The 20,083-nt window shown below is 35.1% G+C and carries 22 protein-coding genes; 17 read left to right on the top strand and 5 right to left on the bottom strand.

Annotated features, from left to right (window positions below):
* The first annotated feature begins 2 nt into the window (after window positions 1–2).
* The 7 genes from atpB to AN34_RS17140 all read left to right on the top strand — a co-directional run bounded on the left by atpB (window position 3) and on the right by AN34_RS17140 (window position 6,688).
* Entirely contained in the window at window positions 3–1,166 is a 1,164-nt protein-coding gene (gene atpB, locus AN34_RS17170) for a F0F1 ATP synthase subunit A (protein WP_029287408.1), read from the top strand.
* Window positions 1,167–1,206: 40 nt separating this feature from the next.
* Window positions 1,207–1,419 (top strand): ATP synthase F0 subunit C, encoded by a 213-nt coding sequence (gene atpE / locus AN34_RS17165; RefSeq protein ID WP_029287406.1) that lies wholly within the window; start codon window positions 1,207–1,209, stop codon window positions 1,417–1,419.
* 85 nt (window positions 1,420–1,504) lie between these two features.
* Entirely contained in the window at window positions 1,505–1,999 is a 495-nt protein-coding gene (atpF, locus tag AN34_RS17160; RefSeq protein ID WP_029287404.1) for a F0F1 ATP synthase subunit B, read from the top strand.
* A gap of 91 nt (window positions 2,000–2,090) precedes the next feature.
* The gene (gene atpH, locus AN34_RS17155) at window positions 2,091–2,630 is read left to right on the top strand and encodes an ATP synthase F1 subunit delta (RefSeq protein ID WP_029287402.1); all 540 of its coding nucleotides are present in this window, start codon (window positions 2,091–2,093) and stop codon (window positions 2,628–2,630) included.
* Between the two features lie 179 nt (window positions 2,631–2,809).
* Window positions 2,810–4,384 carry a F0F1 ATP synthase subunit alpha gene (atpA, locus tag AN34_RS17150; RefSeq protein ID WP_029287400.1) on the top strand — a complete coding sequence of 525 codons (1,575 nt, stop codon included), beginning with the start codon at window positions 2,810–2,812 and terminating at the stop codon, window positions 4,382–4,384.
* Window positions 4,385–4,478: 94 nt separating this feature from the next.
* On the top strand, window positions 4,479–5,366 hold the full coding sequence (gene atpG, locus AN34_RS17145) for an ATP synthase F1 subunit gamma (RefSeq protein ID WP_029287398.1): 888 nt from the start codon (window positions 4,479–4,481) through the stop codon (window positions 5,364–5,366).
* A gap of 194 nt (window positions 5,367–5,560) precedes the next feature.
* On the top strand, window positions 5,561–6,688 hold the full coding sequence (locus AN34_RS17140) for an ATP-binding protein (RefSeq protein ID WP_029287396.1): 1,128 nt from the start codon (window positions 5,561–5,563) through the stop codon (window positions 6,686–6,688).
* Between the two features lie 49 nt (window positions 6,689–6,737).
* Here AN34_RS17140 and AN34_RS17135 read toward each other — a convergent pair whose 3' ends face one another.
* A complete protein-coding gene (locus AN34_RS17135) occupies window positions 6,738–7,475 on the bottom strand; it encodes a hypothetical protein (RefSeq protein WP_029287394.1) in 738 nt (245 codons plus the stop codon).
* A gap of 186 nt (window positions 7,476–7,661) precedes the next feature.
* Here AN34_RS17135 and AN34_RS17130 point away from each other — a divergent pair, with 186 nt between their 5' ends.
* From AN34_RS17130 to AN34_RS17120, 3 genes are all read left to right on the top strand, one after another.
* Window positions 7,662–8,426, top strand: a complete 765-nt coding sequence (locus AN34_RS17130) for a 5'-nucleotidase, lipoprotein e(P4) family (RefSeq protein ID WP_029287392.1) — start codon at window positions 7,662–7,664, stop codon at window positions 8,424–8,426.
* Window positions 8,427–8,483: 57 nt separating this feature from the next.
* The gene (locus AN34_RS17125; protein WP_029287390.1) at window positions 8,484–8,702 is read left to right on the top strand and encodes a hypothetical protein; all 219 of its coding nucleotides are present in this window, start codon (window positions 8,484–8,486) and stop codon (window positions 8,700–8,702) included.
* A 294-nt stretch (window positions 8,703–8,996) separates the two neighbouring features.
* Complete coding sequence (locus AN34_RS17120; RefSeq protein ID WP_051666697.1) at window positions 8,997–9,884, top strand: DUF4349 domain-containing protein; 888 nt, start codon at window positions 8,997–8,999, stop codon at window positions 9,882–9,884.
* A 228-nt stretch (window positions 9,885–10,112) separates the two neighbouring features.
* On the opposite strand, the gene ruvC is transcribed toward AN34_RS17120, so the two are convergent.
* Entirely contained in the window at window positions 10,113–10,700 is a 588-nt protein-coding gene (gene ruvC / locus AN34_RS17115) for a crossover junction endodeoxyribonuclease RuvC (protein WP_029287386.1), read from the bottom strand.
* A 41-nt stretch (window positions 10,701–10,741) separates the two neighbouring features.
* Between ruvC and AN34_RS17110 the strand changes: the two genes are divergently transcribed.
* From AN34_RS17110 to AN34_RS17100, 3 genes are read left to right on the top strand one after another with little or no spacing between them, the layout of a single operon-like run.
* The gene (locus AN34_RS17110; RefSeq protein WP_029287384.1) at window positions 10,742–11,719 is read left to right on the top strand and encodes a lysylphosphatidylglycerol synthase domain-containing protein; all 978 of its coding nucleotides are present in this window, start codon (window positions 10,742–10,744) and stop codon (window positions 11,717–11,719) included.
* Window positions 11,697–12,833, top strand: a complete 1,137-nt coding sequence (locus AN34_RS17105) for a glycosyltransferase (protein WP_029287382.1) — start codon at window positions 11,697–11,699, stop codon at window positions 12,831–12,833. The genes AN34_RS17110 and AN34_RS17105 overlap by 23 nt, the downstream gene beginning before the upstream one ends.
* Window positions 12,833–13,975: an ABC transporter permease gene (locus AN34_RS17100; RefSeq protein ID WP_029287380.1), complete on the top strand. Its 1,143-nt coding sequence runs from the start codon at window positions 12,833–12,835 to the stop codon at window positions 13,973–13,975. The genes AN34_RS17105 and AN34_RS17100 overlap by 1 nt, the downstream gene beginning before the upstream one ends.
* A 124-nt stretch (window positions 13,976–14,099) precedes the next feature.
* On the opposite strand, the gene AN34_RS17095 is transcribed toward AN34_RS17100, so the two are convergent.
* A complete protein-coding gene (locus tag AN34_RS17095; RefSeq protein WP_231625579.1) occupies window positions 14,100–14,438 on the bottom strand; it encodes a GxxExxY protein in 339 nt (112 codons plus the stop codon).
* 268 nt (window positions 14,439–14,706) lie between these two features.
* Here AN34_RS17095 and AN34_RS17090 point away from each other — a divergent pair, with 268 nt between their 5' ends.
* Entirely contained in the window at window positions 14,707–15,315 is a 609-nt protein-coding gene (locus AN34_RS17090; RefSeq protein ID WP_029287377.1) for a ribonuclease HII, read from the top strand.
* Window positions 15,316–15,337: 22 nt separating this feature from the next.
* Window positions 15,338–16,540 (top strand): glycosyltransferase family 4 protein, encoded by a 1,203-nt coding sequence (locus AN34_RS17085; RefSeq protein ID WP_029287375.1) that lies wholly within the window; start codon window positions 15,338–15,340, stop codon window positions 16,538–16,540.
* Window positions 16,541–16,559: 19 nt separating this feature from the next.
* Here the strand turns inward: AN34_RS17085 and AN34_RS17080 are convergent, their stop codons facing one another.
* A complete protein-coding gene (locus AN34_RS17080) occupies window positions 16,560–17,123 on the bottom strand; it encodes a DUF4256 domain-containing protein (RefSeq protein WP_029287373.1) in 564 nt (187 codons plus the stop codon).
* Between the two features lie 232 nt (window positions 17,124–17,355).
* Here AN34_RS17080 and gcvT point away from each other — a divergent pair, with 232 nt between their 5' ends.
* A complete protein-coding gene (gene gcvT, locus AN34_RS17075; RefSeq protein ID WP_029287371.1) occupies window positions 17,356–18,435 on the top strand; it encodes a glycine cleavage system aminomethyltransferase GcvT in 1,080 nt (359 codons plus the stop codon).
* A 72-nt stretch (window positions 18,436–18,507) separates the two neighbouring features.
* On the top strand, window positions 18,508–19,224 hold the full coding sequence (locus AN34_RS17070; protein ID WP_029287369.1) for a 2-phosphosulfolactate phosphatase: 717 nt from the start codon (window positions 18,508–18,510) through the stop codon (window positions 19,222–19,224).
* A gap of 63 nt (window positions 19,225–19,287) precedes the next feature.
* On the opposite strand, the gene AN34_RS17065 is transcribed toward AN34_RS17070, so the two are convergent.
* Complete coding sequence (locus AN34_RS17065) at window positions 19,288–20,058, bottom strand: patatin-like phospholipase family protein (RefSeq protein WP_029287367.1); 771 nt, start codon at window positions 20,056–20,058, stop codon at window positions 19,288–19,290.
* Between the last annotated feature and the right edge of the window lie 25 nt (window positions 20,059–20,083).

Below are 20,083 nucleotides of genomic sequence, written 5' to 3'. Positions count from 1 at the left end.
AAATGGATTGTAACCAAGTTTTTGTGTTGAAAGTTAAGAAGGTAATCTTTGTTTTTACGCTTTTAATCGCGTTTTTATCTATCAGAAATGATACTTTTGCTCAAGTTGAAAGTGCTGTTTCTCCTGATAGTGTTGTTGCAGAATCAGCTCATGCTGTTTCAGGTGAACACGGTGCGACTGAGCATGGAGAAGAGAAATTTGAGCCGACTAAAGTGATTATGGAACACATTGCTGATTCGCATGTGTGGCATTTATGGGGACATACTTCTATTCCTCTTCCGGTTATTTTATATACATCAGGTGGTTTGGAAGTTTTCTCTTCAGCTAATTTTCATCATGGAGAGCATGATTATCAAGGTAAATATAATAAATATCGCCTGGTTACTGGTTTGAAACAAAGCATGACTAAAGATATGTTCAACAAGAACATTAAAGTAGTTGGCGCTGATGGTCAAATTGATGAAGCGGCATCAGATACCGTAATTGATTTTTCGATTACTAAAAACGTTGCTGCCATGTTTATTGCCATAGCTTTAATTGTGATTGTTTTTTCAGCTGTTGCGGCTGGTTATAAGAAACGTGTTGGTAAAGCACCTAAAGGTTTACAATCGTTTTTTGAGCCAGTAATTATCTTCGTTAGAGATGATATCGCCAAGCCAAATATTGGCCATACTTATGCTAAGTTCATGCCGTATTTATTAACGATATTCTTTTTTATTTTATTTAACAATTTATTAGGTTTAGTTCCAATATTTCCAGGAAGTGCAAATGTAACCGGTAATATTGCTTTAACATTTGTAATGGCTACTGCAACCATGTTAGTGGTAAACTTAAATGGTAATAAATATTATTGGAAACACATTCTTACCCCAGATGTGCCTTGGTGGTTATATCCAATTATGATTCCGGTGGAGTTAATTGGTATTATCTCAAAGCCATTCGCTTTAATGGTTCGTTTGTTCGCCAATATTACCGCAGGTCACATTATCGTATTAAGTTTAATATCATTAATATTTATTTTTAAAACATTGGCTATTGCGCCAGTTTCAGTAGCATTCGTTTTATTTATGGATGTGCTTGAATTACTGGTAGCATTTTTACAAGCCTTTATTTTTACATTATTATCTGCTTTGTTTATCGGAATGGCGGTAGAAGAGCATCATTAACGGAAAACTATTTTTTACAAATTATATAATTAAATTAGTTATGGTAGGTTCAATCGCGGCAATTGGTGCCGGTTTAGCAGTAATTGGTGCAGGTATCGGTATCGGTCATGTAGGTGGTAAAGCAATGGAAGGTATTGCTCGTCAACCAGAGGCTGCATCAAAAATTCAAACTGCAATGATTATCGCTGCAGCCCTTATTGAGGGTGCTGCTTTATTCGGTGTAGTAGTTGCTTTATTAGGCTTAGGCGTATAATAGCAATTCAGAATTATAAACCGGGAATTTAACGATTGGTTATTTTCCCGGTTTTAATAAGAAATTAAGTAAAAAAATATATAAAATGGAATTAGTAACCCCAAGCATTGGATTAGTTTTCTGGACGGCACTTGCATTCATCTGCTTATTAGTATTACTTAGAAAACTGGCATGGAAACCTATTTTAGGTGCCATCCACGATCGTGAGCAGAGTATTGATGAAGCCCTTAACAAGGCTGAATTGGCTAAGCAGGAAATGACGCGTTTGACTGCGCAGAATCAAGATTTAATGCAACAGGCACGTGCTGAACGTGATGAAATTTTGAAGGAAGCTAAAACGCTTAAAGATAGTATTCTAAACGAAGCTAAAAAACAAGCTCAGATAGAAGGTGCTAAATTGATTGAAAAAGCTAAAATCGAAATTGAAAACCAAAAGAAAGTTGCTTTAGCAGAAGTTAAAGGTCAGGTTTCTACATTATCATTAGAAATTGCCGAACGTATACTGCGTAATCAATTAGATGATAAAGCGAAGCAAGAAGCTTTGGTAGCTAATTTGTTAAAGGACGTTGAATTAAACTAGTTTTGAGAAAATAGATTGGAGACATTAGATATTAGATTTGAGATTTGTCTCACGTCTTCCATCTCACATCTCACGTCTCACACCTAAAAATATGTCAGAAATTAAAGTTGCAGGCAGGTATGCCAAATCATTAATCGATCTATCCGTTGAAAACAACGCTTTAGCTGAATCTTATAATGATATGGTTTTGTTTGAAAAAGTGGTTGATGAAACCCCTGAACTGGAAGCGATACTTAAAAACCCAATTGTACCTCTTGATAAAAAAATAGGTATTTTGAATGGTATCTTTACAGATAAGGTGAGCAAGTTAACCCTTACTTTTTTCAAAGTTGTAGTGAGCAAAGGTCGTTCATCTATACTATTTGCTACAGCCAAGCAATTTGTTCAACAATATAACCTAATTAAAGGAATCGTTACTGCTGATGTAATTAGCGCCACGCCATTGAGTAATGAAGCAAAAGAAGAAATTGTTGCTACCGTAAAAAGAGAACTTGGTGCTAAAGAAGTTATCTTTAATGAAAAAGTTAATGATAAATTAATTGGTGGCTTCATTTTAAAAGTTGGAGATAAGCAATTTGATGCCAGTATTGCCAGCAGTTTAAATAAGCTTAAAAAAGAATTGGCGCATTAGTGCATTAAGCGTTAATAGCAAGCCAAACCGGAAAAACAGAACATAATTTGCCAGGTAAGCAGTATAATAACTAATTATTAATGGCTATAATAAATAAGGATGCGCTAAGCGTGTGGCATTGAACGCCAACCGCCATGCGCCAAGCACTAAACATTTACAAAAAGAGATAAAGTAAAATTATGGTAGAGGTAAGACCAGACGAAGTATCGGCAATTATCAGACAGCAATTGGCGGGCTTCAAATCAGAAACCGAACTGGAAGAAGTTGGTACCGTGTTGCAAGTGGGCGACGGTATTGCCCGTGTTTACGGTTTAACTAAAGTTCAATCGGGAGAGTTGGTTGAATTTGCCAACGGCCTCCAAGGCATTGTATTAAACCTTGAAGAAGACAACGTGGGTGTGGTGCTTTTGGGTGCTTCAGACGAAATCAAAGAAGGTGATACCATTAAACGTACCAAAAAAATTGCCTCTATTAAAGTTGGTGAAGGTATGCTTGGCCGCGTAGTGAACACATTAGGAGAACCTTTAGATGGTAAAGGTCCAATCTTAGGTGAAACTTACGAAATGCCTTTAGAGCGTAAAGCACCAGGTGTAATTTATCGTCAGCCGGTAAATGAGCCTTTACAAACTGGTATCAAAGCTATTGATGCCATGATTCCAATCGGTCGTGGTCAACGTGAGTTGGTTATTGGTGACCGTCAGATTGGTAAAACTGCTGTTTGTATTGATACCATTATTAACCAGAAAGAATTTTATGAAGCAGGCCAGCCTGTGTTCTGTATTTATGTAGCTATTGGTCAGAAAAACTCTACCGTTGCTAACATTGTACGTACACTAGAAGAAAACGGTGCTTTACCATATACTGTAGTAGTTGCTGCTTCGGCTGCAGATCCTGCTCCAATGCAATTCTATGCTCCTTTCGCAGGTGCTGCAATTGGTGAATTTTTCCGTGATACAGGTAGACCAGCTTTAATTGTTTATGATGATTTATCTAAACAAGCTGTAGCTTATCGTGAAGTATCTTTATTACTTCGTCGTCCACCGGGCCGTGAGGCATATCCAGGTGATGTTTTCTACTTACACAGTCGTTTGTTAGAAAGAGCTGCTAAAATCAATGCGAATGATGATATCGCTAAAAACATGAATGATTTACCAGAATCGATTAAACATATCGTTAAAGGTGGTGGTTCATTAACAGCTTTACCAATTATCGAAACTCAGGCAGGTGATGTTTCTGCATATATTCCAACTAACGTAATTTCAATTACTGATGGTCAGATTTTCTTAGAGTCGAATTTATTCAACTCTGGTATTCGTCCGGCAATTAACGTAGGTATTTCGGTATCACGTGTAGGTGGTAATGCTCAGATTAAGTCGATGAAAAAAGTAGCAGGTACTCTAAAGTTAGACCAGGCTCAATACCGCGAATTAGAGGCTTTCTCTAAATTTGGATCTGACTTAGATGCTGCAACAAAATCTGTTTTAGATAAAGGTGCACGTAACGTAGAAATGCTAAAACAAGCACAGTTTTCTCCATTCAGCGTAGAAAAGCAAGTTGCAATTGTTTATGCTGGTACCAAAAACTTAATGCGTAATGTACCAGTTAACAAGGTTAAAGAATTTGAAACTGAATTTTTAACTCAACTTGAAATGCGTCATGCAGATACTTTAGCAGCACTAAAAGCTGGTAAATTTGATGATAACATCACTGGCGTTTTAGATACAGTAGCAAAAGAAATTTCAAGTAAATATTAATAAGTATCAAAGTAGTTAGTATCAAGTATTAAGATTAAGTGTGAACTTTATCTTAATACTTGATACTCGATTCTTGATACTCACGAAATAAAAAATGGCTAATTTAAAAGAAGTAAGAAACCGTATTGCATCGGTACAATCAACACAGCAAATTACGAAAGCTATGAAAATGGTTTCGGCTGCGAAGTTGAAGCGTGCTACTAATGCAATTATCGCTTTACGTCCTTATGCAACTAAACTTAAAGAGATTTTAGAAAATCTTTCAGCAAGTTTAGAAGGATCTTCATCACCTTTTATTCAGGAGCGTGAGCCCAATAAAGTTTTAATTGTAACTGTATCTTCCAACCGTGGTTTGGCAGGTGCATTTAACATGAACGTGATTAAAGCGGCCAATAATTTAATTGCTGAAAAATATAGTGAGCAATTGAAAAACGGTAATGTAAGTATTATTTCTATTGGTAAGAAAACTCAGGATTTTTATGAGAAACGTAAATACAACGTTATTGGAAACAATAATGAAGTATATGCAGCCTTAACATTCGAAAATGTTACCAAAATTACTGATTTGATTATGGCTGGTTTTATTAAAGGCGATTTCGATAAGGTTGAGGTAGTTTATAACCGTTTTAGAAATGCTGCAGTGCAATTTATCACAACAGAGCAATTACTTCCTTTACCAAAGGCTGAGGAGCCCGCTAAAGAGCTTACCAAAGCTTCTAACGTTGATTATATTCTAGAGCCTTCTCAAGAAGAAATCGTTGAGCAATTGATTCCTAAATCAATTAAAATACAATTGTACAAAGCAGTATTGGATTCTCATGCATCTGAGCATGGCGCACGTATGACTTCAATGGATAAAGCAACAGAAAATGCAGGTGAATTATTGAAAGCCTTAAAACTTTCTTATAACCAAGCCCGTCAGGCAGCCATTACAACTGAATTAACTGAGATTGTAAGCGGTGCAGCAGCATTGAACGGATAATCTAAATTGTCATCCTGAGTTTATCCAGGGATTAAATACAAAGCTCATTTCTTAATTGAAATGAGCTTTTTTAATATTTAAATTTATTATAATCCAAAATTATTATATTTTTTATGGATTTTAATCCAAAATTATTATGTTTTTTATGGATTGTAATCCAGAATTATTATATATTTGTATAATACCTATTAAACATGATTGTAAGGAGCCAATTAAATTATGCCATCGACAGACTTTTTAAAGGCAAAGCCTTTATCATTTTTGGACCGAGGCAAACTGGAAAAACCACTTTTGTAGAACAGTTATTAGCAAGAGTAAATAAAAGAACATTATATCTAAATGGCGATGATGCGGATGTTAGAGAAACATTGGCTAAACCCAATGCAAGCCAGATTGCAAAAATGCTTGGAGATTATGAAGTACTTTTTTTAGATGAAGCCCAGCGCATAAATGATGTTGGGTTACTCATAAAGATTATTGTAGATCGTTTTAAAGGTGTTCAGGTAATTGCTACTGGTTCATCAGCCTTTGAATTATCAGGTAAAATTAATGAGCCTTTAACGGGGCGTAAATATGAAATGATGCTATTGCCTTTTTCCTATGCAGAATTGGTAAATGCTACAGATTTCATCACAGAAGAGCGATCAATAGAGCAGCGTTTAATTTATGGGTCTTATCCCGAAGTCATTAATGATCCTAAAAATGCTGAAGAACATTTAAAGTTATTGGCAGATAGTTATTTATATAAAGATTTATTTGCACTCGAAGAGGTAAAAAAGCCACTGCTTTTCGAGAAAATTGTAAAGGCTTTGGCCTTGCAAATAGGAAGCGAAGTTAATTTTTCAGAATTGGCTCAATTGGTTAAAGCCGATCAGAAAACAGTTGATAAATATATTAGTCTGCTCGAAAAATCTTTTGTAGTTTTTACTTTGCCTGCCTTTTCAGGTAACGTACGTAATGAGATTAAAAAAAATAAGAAAATTTATTTCTATGATACTGGAATCGTAAATGCCATTACCAGAAATTTCAATCCATTAACCAATAGAAACGACGTGGGTGCCTTATTTGAAAATTACATGATTGCAGAACGCATTAAATTTTTACACCAAAATCAAATGGAGGCTGATTGCTTTTTTTGGCGCACAACACAACAGCAGGAAATAGATTACATTGAAAAAAGCGCTAATCAACTTTTGGCTGTTGAATTTAAATGGAATGAAAGAAGTAAAAATAAAATACCAACTACATTTACTCAGGCTTATCCAGAAGCGGAAACATTGATCTTGTCTAAAGTAGATAGAGGAGGTTTTTTAAACAATTAGATTGCTCAACAATAAAACCCATTTCAACGTTGAAACGGGCTTTATTAATTTAAAAATAAATGCTTTCTGGATTGATCTTTATCCTAATATAACCGTTATCTATTTTTCTAGGGTGAGTACCGTCTCCCCAATATACTGACGCATTAAATTTTGCTTCAAGGATATATTTGCCCGATTTTAGCTTTTGCAAATTGGTTATCTCAAATTTAGATTGACTTTGTAGTTCTGGTTTTAAAAGCGCATGGTAAACTAAACTTGGATATCCATTTGTTTGGAATCCATAATTATCCCCCTGTAATTCTAAAACGATTCCATTTTGTGAATTGTTTCTTTGAAAATCCAATGCAAATTTACGTTCGCCTACAGTAAATAATTCAAGTTTATTCACAGGCATAAACAAAGAAGTTTGATTATTGGCTGGCTGGGCTTGATTTTTATGGTATTTTTTTAAGAAAGATATTGTGATTCCACTTCTGTTCTGATCTGAAAATTTAAAAAATCTTCCAAACATAACAGAGTCTCTGTCTCCTGATGTGTATTCTTTTTGCTTAACTAAAGAATCTAATTTTTTATTTGGCTCTGCGTTAATTAATCCCTTGTTTATACTTTCCATTTGTATCATTTGATTCCCATCAATGATGTATGATATTGAATCTTTCAATAATTCTAAAGGGTCTGGTTTCTGAACGGTTGGAGGTTCAGTTGGCTCTTTTACGGGGTTTTCTTTCTTGCAGGCAATAAGGCACATTAAGGCCATAGCAAGTCCAAGTAAATTTTTGATTTTCATATTAATGATTTTATTTGTGTGTGTTTAAAAATAGTAAAACCTCTATGTTAAAAAATTAAAAGCTTGCTTATTCGTGTAATTAATTTGTGTCTTAAGTGTAAAGGGTTGATAACGAATTGATTTAAATCATAATAAATTCACTATGCTTAAAAAGGAGTTAATACATTTGTTATTTAATTAAAAAAAATGAAAAAATACATATTTACATTGCTCGCGTTGATTCCATTTTTAGCAAATGCTCAAAACCCTGCCAGAGATTATACCAATGCCGTGCTTTGGCAACAAACTTCAGGTGAGTATAGGGCACTATGCTTTCAAGCTTATAATTTTGCTCGCCTATCATTAAAAGAAGCTTTATGGGCTGATACCAGTAAAAAGCCAAACTGCATTATTGTTGATATTGATGAAACGGTTTTGGATAATTCTGCCTTTCAAGGGCATGAAATTAAAAAAGGTCTGAGTTATAATGCAGCAGATTGGACCGAATGGACAAGCTTGGCTCGTGCCGATACTGTTCCAGGCGCATTGGCTTTCTTAAAATTCGCCGCATCAAAAAATATCGAAACTTTTTATGTCAGTAACCGCAATGAAAAGGATTATGCTGCTACATTAAAAAACCTTCAGACCTTTGGTTTTCCTTATGCCAATGATGCCCATTTAGTGGTTTCGAAAGGAACATCAGATAAAGAACCGCGTAGACAAAAAATTGCAGATACCCATAATATTTTAATGCTGTGTGGTGATAATTTAAGTGATTTCAGTAATGTTTTTTACCGGGAAAATAAAAGTATCATTGAGCAGGTTGACGCAAATCAAACCTTATTTGGAGTTAAATATATTGTATTGCCAAATCCAATGTATGGCGATTGGGAAAAGCCGCTCTATCAGGGAGAAAAATCAAGTGATCAGGATAAAGCAAAACAACGTTTAGAACGATTAAAAAGTTATTAAAATTATAATTTATTCGGCAATATATATTACTTTTGCTGCATCATAGAAATAAACATTATGGAGAACAACGAATTAAAGCATAATACAGAGAGTATGAAAACGGCAAATCAGCCGGGAATTTATAAACTAATGATTTTTGGTGTACTTGTTGCCATATTAGGTACTTACTTACGTTTCGCTTTCGACTCTTGGGTTTTATCTTTGGTTTCATGGATTATCTTGTTTATTGGTGCAATTATTGCCATTAAAGGTGTATTCAAAATATTAGACGCATAAAATATTTTCTCTCTAAATACAAGAGCCAATTATGTTAAATACATAATTGGCTTTTTTGTTGAAAAGGGTTTGATTAACAATTAATTTGAAAACCGAAATGTAGTTTCAATAGCTTTATGGAATTTTCTTAAAAAAATCATCAGTAAATAAACGCTTTTACCAGTTGGGTTACCTTAATCTATTTTTTGTATAAAGAGAAAATACGATGTAACTGACTAACCAAAAACGTCGAAACTTTAAATGGCCATTTGAAGCAAATATTTAAAATGATTAATTTATTAGAACCAAAAAATCATGAAAAGGAATATAATTGCTATTGCCATTATTTTAACAATATTCGGCTGCAACAACGCAAATAAAAACAATGAAAGTGCTGAAGCTAAAGAATTAATAATAGCAACTGATACAGTAGCTACGTTAGCCGAACCTAAAATTATCAAAACTGCTGATATGCGTTTTCGTGTAAAAAACGTTCAAAATACCAAAGAGCAGTTAAGTCAAACCATTACAGCACAAGGTGGCACAGTTGCTGAGTTTTCAATTGAAAGCATTATTCAGGAATCTCAAAAAATCAAACAATCTGTTGATTCCCTTAAAGAAATTACCTCATATCGTACAGAAGGGTATCTTGTTGCAAAAGTTCCATCCGAAAAATTAGATGAGTTTACCAACACAGTTGCGAAAATGGCTGTATTTGTTGATAACCAATATTTAAAGCTGGATGACCAGAGTTTGACCTATTTGGGGAATAGAATGAAGGCAAACAATAGGATAGAAGCTGCAAGTCAGATGAATAATATTGCAGGCAAGAAAAGCTCAAATGTAGAAACTTCCCTTAATTTTAAAGATGATTATGTAGATAAAAAAATGCAAAACCTATCTATAGATAATCGGGTGAAGTATAGCACCATAACACTTAAATTTTATCAGGACAATACCATTAAAACAACCATTGTGGCTAATGATGATATTTATGATTACAAGCCAGCTTTTGGAAATCGATTATGGATGGGTATCATCAATGGATGGACGATCTTTAAAGAGCTAATTATTGGTTTGGCTAATGTTTGGGCATTAATTTTATTAGGAATTGGCGCATTTTTCCTCATCAGACATTTTATTAGAAAGGATAAAATTAAGATCGCAAATGCCACCAGAAGTTTGGTTAATCACCAAAGTTGAGAAATTAAACTCGCTTAATTTAACAAGCAGCTTGCTCAATAATCTTTTTATTGCTTTTTTATGGATCGGTTGATATTATAGCATAGTTTCTTTGGAAGACCAATCAGTATTATATACAGCTAACTGCCCTCTCCAATTTAGTGGGGGCAGTTAGCTTTCTGTTGGGAGTATAATCGACAAATTAAAATCTTTAGAACAACTAAGAAACTACGTCGACCGATAAAGAATTTACTTCTTTGTTTTTACAGCTAAACCCTTCACTTTTGTTTTATTATCCGTTACAAAAGATTCCCAGCCTGAATAGGTTTTAGATTTTCCACCTGTAGAAATTTTTTGAAATGAATGACAAACAGCTACGGCTAACCCATCTGTAGCATCTAAAAATTCTGGTGTTTCTTTAAAGTTAAGTAAGCGCTGTAACATGGCTGCTACTTGCTCTTTGCTTGCGTTACCACTTCCGGTAATGGATTGTTTAATTTTTCGTGGCGAATATTCGGTAACCGAAATATTTCTGGAGAGTGCTGCTGCAATGGCTGTTCCCTGCGCCCGGCCGAGTTTTAAAAGCACTTGTATATTTTTGCCATAGAATGGTGCCTCTATAGCTAAAACATCTGGCTTATATTGATCAATCAGTACAACGGTTTTTTCGAAAATGCGCTGAAGCTTAAGAAATGGATCATCAAGATGTGTCATTTTTACAACACCCATGCTGATTAATTCTGTTTTATTTCCTTTTTCTAAAATGATCCCATAACCCATCACCGCCGTGCCGGGATCTATGCCCATAATTACCCGTTCCTTTTTTTCATTCAACATTACAGCAATATTAAGCATATTTGCAAACTAAAATGATAATCTTGACAGACAAGAATAAAAAAACATTATCTATTGTAATTAAAGCGGCCATTGTTGTTTTTGCTTTCTGGTTTATTTACCATAAGCTCGTGGCCAATAAAAACCTAAGCAATTTTAAAACACTTTTAACTGGTATCTCGCAGATAGAAATCATTGTTATCATTGGCTTGGTATTATTGCTGATGCTGGTGAATTGGTTATTGGAAGCGGCCAAGTGGAAAAGACTGATGAATCATATTGAAAGGATTAGTTTTTATCGAGCAATAGAATCAGTATTCTGTGGTTTAACACTGGCTATATTTACGCCAAATCGTTTAGGAGAATATGGGGGACGTGTTTTCTTTCTTTCTCCAAAAAGACGGATTGTGGGTATTGTAGCTATGACAGTTGGAAATATCGGTCAATTGGTACTTACCAATGTTTTTGGTGCTATTGCAGCGTGCTTTTTCGTTTATCAGTTTGTGCCGATAGATTACTTGGTTTTCACAGCCTTTGTTGTACTCGCTTCAGTTTTTTGCCTGTTTTTTATCGTCTTTTATTTCAATATTCATTGGTTAAATGGAATATTGTTATCCTTTAAATTTACCAGGAAATATAAAAAGTTCTATAGTATTTTAGGTCGGTACAGAAAGGCAGAGCTTTTTAAAATAATACTTTTTTGTCTGGCACGTTATGCGGTTTTTAGCTCACAATATTTTATTCTCTTTGCGTGGCTTATTCCTGGCTTACATTATCTGGATATTGTAATGATGACTTGTTTGTTGTTCTTTATTCAATCTGCATTACCTTCTTTGGATCTCTTTGATGTGGGGATCAGAAGTATTACTGCGGTAGAATTATTTAAGCACATTACAGATCAACACGTGGCAGTGATTGCTTGCACAGCAAGTATTTGGCTGATAAATATTATTATTCCTGCTATATTAGGCACATATTTCGTTTTTAAACTCAATTTTTTTGGAATTTCTAAATCTCACTAATCTATTATCCGCTATATTAACCTTGGTTTATGGTTTTCTTGTACTCACCTTTTTAAGAGGCTGGCATGAATTAGTCAATTTTCGTCCGAATAAAAGCACCCCTAAAACAAAGGTGTCGATTATTGTTGCTGCACGAGATGAAGAACAAAATATCACCAGAACAATTGAAGACCTGGTTGCACAACGTTATCCTAAACATTTAACAGAAATTATTTTTATTGATGATCATTCAACCGATCGAACAGCAGAGATTGTTTTAAGCTATGCAGATCAGGGAGTGAGATTAATCATGCTTAATGAAAACCGGGCACTTAATTCTTACAAGAAAAAAGCTATTCAAACTGCTATAGGTACCTGTTCAGGCGATTTTATTATTACTACCGATGCAGATTGCCGGATGGGCGAAAACTGGTTGGCTACTATTGTAAATTATTACGAAACGAAGCATTATAAAATGATCTCTTCTCCGGTGGCCTATTTTGAAGAAAAAAGCTTCTTTGAACGGTTGCAATCTCTGGAGTTTCTTTACTTGATTGGCTTAGGCGCATCAACAATAGGGAATAAGCAGCCGTCAACATGTAATGGTGCTAATTTAGCATATGAGAAAAAAAGTTTTTATGAGGTTGGTGGTTTTCAGGGAATCGATGATCTGGCATCTGGTGATGATGAACTGTTGCTTCATAAAATTGCTGCAAAATATCCAGATCGAATAGGCTTTTTGAAAAACAGAGATGCGATTGTGTATACCCATGCAAAGGAGAATCTCTACTCGTTTCTACAACAGCGGAAAAGATGGGCATCAAAAAGTACCCGGTATAAAAATAAAGCCATTATTGTTTTAGGCGTTTTTGTATGGGTTTTTAACGTAAGTATTTTAGCGAATTTTATTGCAGGCTTATTTATTCCAGAACTTTTATTAATCACCTGTTCTCAGTTGGTCATTAAATTGGTTTTAGAAAGCTTATTTTTATGGGATGTTACTGGCTTCGCAAGGAGACGGAGCCTGCTTTTGTTAACGCCGATTTTAACTGTTGTACATATTTTTTATATGGTTTATATCGGCATTGCAGGAAATAGTGGTAAATACAATTGGAAAGGTAGAATGGTTAGGTAATGGATAACAGCCCCTCGAGAAAAGTCTGGTTAAAATTTAAACGGAATAAGTTTGCATTCGCAGGATTGATCTTTATTCTATTATTAATGGCGATGGGCATTTTAGGATACCTCATTACACCAGTTGATTCTCCCGATGCCAATACGCAAATGGTTCAAATCAGCAAAGTGCCTCCGGGAAGTAAATTCACCTTTCTGATTATCCAAAAATATCCAAATGTAGAAAAAGTTAATTTTTTACAAAAAATGCTTTATGGGCAAAAGCCACAATTTAAAAGCATCCCGATAACATCTTACAAAATTATCAAGAATCAGGTTTTGGTTCATGAGTATATTGGAAAGGAAGAAACCAGTAAAGAATCAATTTATCAATTGAATGAACTTTGCCATGATTGTTCATCATTAGATAAGTTGGAAACTGTTAAACAAGTTTTTGAAAAGCACCATATCTATGAGCAAACCTTTTTATTGGGTACAGATATATATGGTCGTGATTTATTAAGTCGGTTAATTTTAGGGATTCGGGTCTCTTTATCTGTAGGGTTGATGGCCGTATTTATCTCTCTTTTTATCGGAATAAGTTTAGGTGCCATTGCTGGTTACTTTGGGGGTAAAGTTGATGATTCCATTAGCTGGTTCATGAATGTGGTTTGGTCTTTGCCTTCATTATTGTTGGTTATTGCTATTTCTTTTGCTTTAGGGAAAGGTTTCTGGCAGATTTTTATTGCCGTTGGTTTATCCACCTGGGTAGATGTGGCCAGGCTTGTTCGTGGTCAGGTAATGGCCTTAAAAGAGGTAGAGTTTGTAGAGGCTGCCAGGGCCCTTGGCTTTAGTACAGGCAGAACAATTATTAAACATATTTTACCCAATATTGCCGGACCAATTCTTGTAGTAGCCTCATCAAATTTTGCATCAGCAATTTTACTTGAAACCGGCTTAAGCTTTTTAGGTTTTGGTGCACAGCCGCCAATGCCGAGCTGGGGTGGCATGATTAAAGAACATTATGGTTATATTATTATGGATGCAGCCTATTTAGCTGTTTTGCCAGGCTTAGCCATCATGCTTACGGTTTATGCCTTTAATGTTTTAGCCATTGGCTTAAGAGATGCTTTTGATGTGAAAGGGCAGAATGTTACAGTGTAAGACTATGATTTTCATGATTAAATGATTGGCTATGATTTTTGAGGATAGGATAGATTCCAATTTTTTTTTATTAGATTACTATGATTCAATAATTCTATTAGTTTATATCATATAGCTTTCTAAATTATAGTTTTGTACCTGGTTTCATCACCCGTTTAAACTGCAAACTCCTGCTACCGAAATTAATTAACAAGCCAATTTTAAAACCGGATGCTTCTAAGTAATTTATTGCTTGCGCTAAGTGAGCATCATCCAGTAAAATTACGGCCTTTAATTCAACCATAATTTTATTTTCAATGAACATATCAACCCTCCGTTTACCGAGAAAGTGGCCTTTATAGTATATGCTCATTTCATGTTCTTGTACAAAATTTATACGCTGATTATTTAATTCTATTGCAAAAGCTTTCTGATAAATCTTTTCCTGAAAGCCATTACCCAAAGCTTTATACTTCCATTGCACAACCGATTATTCTTCCAGTCAATTCGCTTTCAGCATATTGAGTATCAATCATCACTTTTAAAGTATAGTCAACTACAAATTAGATAAAATATTACAGGTATTTATCTTTAGGAGTTATCTTTGTATAATAATTGAGATCTATAATATTGCTAATTGAATCATACTAATCATAATAGGTATTATTTAATCATAGTATTCATTAAATCATACTAATCATAGTAGGTGTTGTTTAATCATAGTACTCATTAAATCATAATAATCACAGTAGATGTTATTAAGTTGCTATCAGGAAGAATTTTTAGAAGCGGGGTGTGATGAAGCCGGTAGAGGTTGCTTAGCTGGTCCGGTATTTGCCGCAGCAGTTATTCTCCCGAAAGGTTTTTGTTTGGAAGGGTTAAATGATTCTAAGCAGTTAAGCCACAATCAACGTGATTTGTTACGCCCAATTATTGAAAGGGAAGCCTTGGCTTGGGCAGTCGCTTCTTGTGATCATGAAGAGATTGATCAGATTAATATACTGAATGCATCTTTTTTAGCAATGCACCGCGCCATAGGGAAATTACATACGCCACCACAATACCTGGTTATTGATGGAAACCGTTTTAAAGCTTATCCTCAAATTCCACATTGCTGCATAATAAAAGGCGATGGTAAATATTTAAATATTGCAGCGGCTTCTATATTGGCAAAAACGCATCGCGATGAATTTATGACCAATTTACATGTTGATTATCCGCATTACAACTGGCAAAAAAATAAAGGCTACCCTACCATTGCACACCGAAAGGCAGTAATGGAAATTGGGCTTTCTCCTTTTCACCGCAAAACATTTAATGTTCGCGATCCGCAATTAGATTTGTTTTCAAAAAACGTTTAAAATTTAGTATTTTCACAGCATTGTGAAGATTTTACTAATAACTAAGCGGGTTCCTTTTCCGCCAAATAGTGGTTATCCAATTGTGGTTTACAATACCATAAAAGGTCTGCTACATCTTGGTGCAGAGATTACTTTGTTTAGTTTAAATCCATCAAAAGGAAAGATTGATATTGAGGATATTTATGATCCCGTTTTTGAAAAGATCAAGCATCATACAGTTGATTTAGATACAGATGTAAATGTCTGGTCTGCCTTTTTTAATATTTTTACCAATCAATCTTATAACGTTTCCAGGTTTTATAGTGATGAGGCTGGCCGTCAACTCGAAAATATTCTTCGTGAAAATGTTTTTGATATCATTCAGTTTGAAGGCCTTTTTGTAGTTCCGTATCTGGATATTGTTAAAGCAAACAGTGCCGCGAAACTTATTTACAGGGCCCATAATATTGAGTTTACTTTGTGGGAGCGTTTAGCTCATTCTGAAACTTTTTTATTGCGCAGAAAATATCTTGCCTTCCTTTCACAGCGGTTAAAGGCTTATGAAACGGACCAAATAAATCGCTTTCATCAGATTTTTGCGATCAGTGAGCCCGACAGGCAGAGTATTCTTCGGTTCGGCTGCGAAGTACCTATGACTGTTTTTCCTGTGGCCATTGATTTGGATCGGTATAAGGTTGATAAAACAAAGACAAGCTTTCCGACATTATTTCACCTTGGCGCAATGGATTGGCGGCCAAATCAGGAAGGTTTAGAGTGGTTTCTTGATGATATCTGGCCTGATATTGAAAAGTTAAATAAGGATTTACGCTTTTATATTGCCGGAAAAAATATGCAAAGGCATTTCTTTGAATATGATTCTGAAAACCTGATTGTAGAAGGCGAAGTATTTGATGCCGTGGATTTTATGAATTCGAAGGCGATTATGATTGTACCCTTAATTTCCGGAACAGGAATGCGTGTGAAAATTATTGAAGGCATGGCGATGAAAAAATGCATTATAGCTACCACAACCGCAGCAGAGGGTATAAACTATAAGCATGGATATGATATTCTGATTGCAGATTCTGCAGACGAATTTTATCGTTCTATTCTACAATGTATCATTAACCCTAAGCGTTGGATGGAAATTGGTGAAAATGCCCGTAAAACGGTAGAAACTGATCATGGCGTTTATTTAATTTCATCAAAAATGATGGAAATTTATAAAGAGTTAATCAGTACGTAAAGGCATATCTTAAATTTCGTTAAATTTTAATTAAACCTCGAAATGCTCTGGTGGCATAATAAGATTGTGCACCATTGTGGTAAACAAACACAGTATCATATCTAAAATCTGCAAAAATTGCACCACCAAGTATCCTGATCTGTTCTGGCGTTTTAATCCAGCTTGATGTTTTCTTATCAAATTTGCCAAGTGTTTGTAAATATCGATATTGTTCTTCCGTTAAAAGTTCAATTCCTATTTCTAAAGCTAAATCAACCGCATTGTTTTGCGGCTTGTTTTCTTTTCTGGCATCCAGTGCTTCACGGTCATAACATAGGCTTCTGCGTCCTTTTGGACTTTCAGGCGAGCAATCCATAAAATGGTATTCATCTGAGGCGGTATCGAACAAAACCACATCTGGTTCACCGCCCGTTTCTTCCATCATATTCAGCGACCATAACTTTTGTAGATTTTTACTTAATCTGTTTTCTATATCAGCCCATTTTAAATCCGCATGGCGGTTCATGTTTGCAGTGAAACGGTTTTTTAATATATTGATCAGTGTTACCGTTTCCTCTGGTGTTAATTTTGTTCCAGTACTCATAATAATAGGCGCTTATATTGATGTTGAATTTACATAAGAAATTTACATGTTTAGCAATCTGATTTTATTTTGAAGATTGTTTTTGTACTAAGTTTTTAAATAACCAGCTGGTTTGCTCTTTACAACTTGTTCCATGGGTAAATTCATCTATAACAGCAGCTATCCATCTCCCTAAATTAGACATTAAACATTGGTGTTTTCTTAGTACTTTTGCGGCAAATAAAGATTAAGCATGAACAATACGGCATTAACAGAAAAACATATCGCTTTAGGCGCTAAAATGGTTCCATTCGCAGGCTATAATATGCCTGTTACTTACGAAGGCATTAACGCAGAACACGCAACTGTGCGTAACGGAGTTGGTGTTTTCGATGTAAGCCACATGGGTGAATTCATTTTAAAAGGTGAAAATGCTTTAGACTTAATTCAACGGGTAACCAGTAATGATGCCTCAAAATTATATGATGGAAAAGTTCAATACTCATGTTTACCTAACCGTGATGGTGGAATTGTTGATGATCTTTTAGTTTATCGTATAGATGAAAAAACCTATATGCTGGTGGTAAATGCATCAAATATAGAAAAGGATTGGAACTGGATTCAGCAGTTTAATACCAATGGTGTTGAAATGCATAATATATCTGATCAAACCTCTTTACTGGCTATTCAGGGCCCGAAAGCTGCTGATGCATTACAAACTTTAACGGATGTAGATTTAGCATCAATGGAGTATTATACTTTCGTTAAGGGAACATTTGCAGGTGTTGATAATGTAGTGATCTCAGCAACGGGTTATACAGGCGCTGGTGGTTTTGAAATTTACTTTGAAAACGAACATGCAGACAAAATCTGGGATGCTATTTTTGAAGCTGGCCAATCATACAACATCAAACCAATTGGTTTAGGTGCACGTGATACTTTAAGGTTAGAAATGGGTTTCTGCTTATATGGAAATGATATCGATGATACCACTTCGCCAATTGAAGCCGGTTTGGGCTGGATTACTAAATTCTCTAAATCTTTTACCAATTCTGAAGCTTTGCAAGCACAGAAAGAGGCAGGTATTCAAAAGAAACTGGTAGGTTTTGAAATGATCGACCGTGGTATTCCACGTCATGATTATGAAATAGCCGATGCTGAAGGAAATATTATTGGTAAAGTGACTTCCGGAACGCAAGCACCTTCTTTGCAAAAGGCAATAGGCATGGGCTACGTTACAAAAGATTTTTCAAAAGAAGGAACAGAGATTTTTATCAACATCAGGAATACGCCAATCAAAGCTCAAGTGGTTAAGTTTCCTTTTTATAAATAGATGCAAGAAGTGAGTATCAAGTATCGAGACAATCATCTTGATACTTGATACTTAAGACTCGATACTCAGAATATGTCTAAAAAAATAGAAGTTTGTTTAACACCGGCCTTAATCGATTTATACGATATTGAAGAAAGTATTGTTGTGGTAATTGATATTTTAAGAGCTACATCATCTATAACTTACGGTATAAGCAATGGTGCCGAAGCCATTATTCCGGTAGCCAATGTGGAAGATTGTTTAACTTATGCCAATAAAGGTTATTTGCTAGCTGCAGAACGGAATGGGGAAGTGGTAACAGGCTATGATTTCGGGAACTCACCTTTTTCTTATACAAAAGAAAAAGTAGGAGGCAAAACGGTTGTATTGACGACAACTAATGGAACCAAAGCACTTTACCTGGCACAAAAACGTGCCTATCAGGTTGTAATTGGTTCATTCCTTAATCTGGATTCACTTTGCACCTATTTAAAAAGTCAGGATAAAAATGTGTTGTTATTATGTGCTGGCTGGAAGGATCAGTTTAATCTAGAAGATACTTTATTTGCTGGGGCGGTGGTAGGTCAACTCCGCCAGCATTTTAATCACTTTGATGATTCTAGTGTAGCCGCTGAAGATTTGTATGCTTTAGCAAAAGATGATTTAAGGAAATACTTACACAAATCATCTCATAGCAATCGCCTGGCTCAGCTTAATATAGAAGAAGATGTTGTTTTCTGTTTACAAATGAATATTTGTGAGGCAATCCCTGTATTAGTAGGTGAAAAGCTAATCGCTTTAAATGCATAGAGATTAAACAGCTCTATCAGATTAACTTTAGTAGAGCTGTTTCATTTATAAATGATGGCCAATTTATTTTGTGATTAGTTGAGAAATTATCGGGTTGTTTTTGATGGTTATCAAAGCTTCTTCATGCGCTAACCAATAAATATCTTCAGCACGTTTCATATCAAAAGTACTAATAGCACCTAAGCCTTTCGGCTCGATCAAGACATTGCAAAACTTTGCTTTTCTTTCCATATCATGGTTAATAGACATAATTCCAGCCCGTCCCATTAAATTGGTGATCCCCGTAATTTTATCTACCGGCTTGAGGTGATTACATGATGAACCGATAATAAAATCACAATCTTCCATTAAAGGTTCAACAGGGAAATTATTTAAAATGCCGCCATCAACGTACATTTGCCCATCAATCATAATCGGTTTAAAAATACCAGGAATACAGCTTGATGCATGTATTGCCCTAATTAATGGTCCTTTGGTAAAATAAACCAAACGGCCCTCACTAAAATTTACAGCTGCAATAGTTAATGGTATTTTTAGTTTTTCAATGGTATTTTCAGGAAAGTATTCCTTCAAAATCATAGCTGTATTTTCGATATTAATTAAACCCAGAGAGCCAACAGCAGGCCTTACAAAGCGCCATAATTTAGTTTTAAGAAAAATACTTAATCCCTCTTCAGGGTCAATTCCTGCAGCAAAGAATGCACCTGCAATTGCACCAGCACTTGTTCCGCTAATGTGGCTAAAGGTAATCCCCAAGTTGCTAAAGGCCTTTAAAACACCTAAATGAGCAATACCTCTTATTCCTCCTCCTGATAAAACAATGCCGACTTTCATAAAATGATAAGATTAATAGATAGTT

The organism is Pedobacter sp. R20-19 (assembly GCF_000708265.2).
Classification (GTDB): Bacteria; Bacteroidota; Bacteroidia; order Sphingobacteriales; family Sphingobacteriaceae; genus Pedobacter.
The sequence above is the reverse complement of the archived record's forward strand: the minus strand, read 5'-3'. Positions and strand labels throughout refer to the sequence as shown.

Excerpts from the sequence above, each read along its gene's own strand:
- atpA (WP_029287400.1), top strand. The coding sequence starts at position 2,810 with ATGGTAGAGGTAAGACCAGACGAAGTATCGGCAATTATCAGACAGCAA.
- atpG (WP_029287398.1), top strand. The coding sequence starts at position 4,479 with ATGGCTAATTTAAAAGAAGTAAGAAACCGTATTGCATCGGTACAATCA.
- AN34_RS17120 (WP_051666697.1), top strand. The coding sequence starts at position 8,997 with ATGAAAAGGAATATAATTGCTATTGCCATTATTTTAACAATATTCGGC.
- gcvT (WP_029287371.1), top strand. The coding sequence starts at position 17,356 with ATGAACAATACGGCATTAACAGAAAAACATATCGCTTTAGGCGCTAAA.
- atpH (WP_029287402.1), top strand. The coding sequence starts at position 2,091 with ATGTCAGAAATTAAAGTTGCAGGCAGGTATGCCAAATCATTAATCGAT.
- AN34_RS17135 (WP_029287394.1), bottom strand. The coding sequence starts at position 7,475 with ATGAAAATCAAAAATTTACTTGGACTTGCTATGGCCTTAATGTGCCTT.
- AN34_RS17080 (WP_029287373.1), bottom strand. The coding sequence starts at position 17,123 with ATGAGTACTGGAACAAAATTAACACCAGAGGAAACGGTAACACTGATC.
- AN34_RS17090 (WP_029287377.1), top strand. The coding sequence starts at position 14,707 with ATGTTATTAAGTTGCTATCAGGAAGAATTTTTAGAAGCGGGGTGTGAT.
- AN34_RS17070 (WP_029287369.1), top strand. The coding sequence starts at position 18,508 with ATGTCTAAAAAAATAGAAGTTTGTTTAACACCGGCCTTAATCGATTTA.
- atpE (WP_029287406.1), top strand. The coding sequence starts at position 1,207 with ATGGTAGGTTCAATCGCGGCAATTGGTGCCGGTTTAGCAGTAATTGGT.
- atpF (WP_029287404.1), top strand. The coding sequence starts at position 1,505 with ATGGAATTAGTAACCCCAAGCATTGGATTAGTTTTCTGGACGGCACTT.
- AN34_RS17065 (WP_029287367.1), bottom strand. The coding sequence starts at position 20,058 with ATGAAAGTCGGCATTGTTTTATCAGGAGGAGGAATAAGAGGTATTGCT.
- AN34_RS17130 (WP_029287392.1), top strand. The coding sequence starts at position 7,662 with ATGAAAAAATACATATTTACATTGCTCGCGTTGATTCCATTTTTAGCA.
- AN34_RS17140 (WP_029287396.1), top strand. The coding sequence starts at position 5,561 with ATGATTGTAAGGAGCCAATTAAATTATGCCATCGACAGACTTTTTAAA.
- AN34_RS17100 (WP_029287380.1), top strand. The coding sequence starts at position 12,833 with ATGGATAACAGCCCCTCGAGAAAAGTCTGGTTAAAATTTAAACGGAAT.
- AN34_RS17125 (WP_029287390.1), top strand. The coding sequence starts at position 8,484 with ATGGAGAACAACGAATTAAAGCATAATACAGAGAGTATGAAAACGGCA.
- atpB (WP_029287408.1), top strand. The coding sequence starts at position 3 with ATGGATTGTAACCAAGTTTTTGTGTTGAAAGTTAAGAAGGTAATCTTT.
- ruvC (WP_029287386.1), bottom strand. The coding sequence starts at position 10,700 with ATGTTGAATGAAAAAAAGGAACGGGTAATTATGGGCATAGATCCCGGC.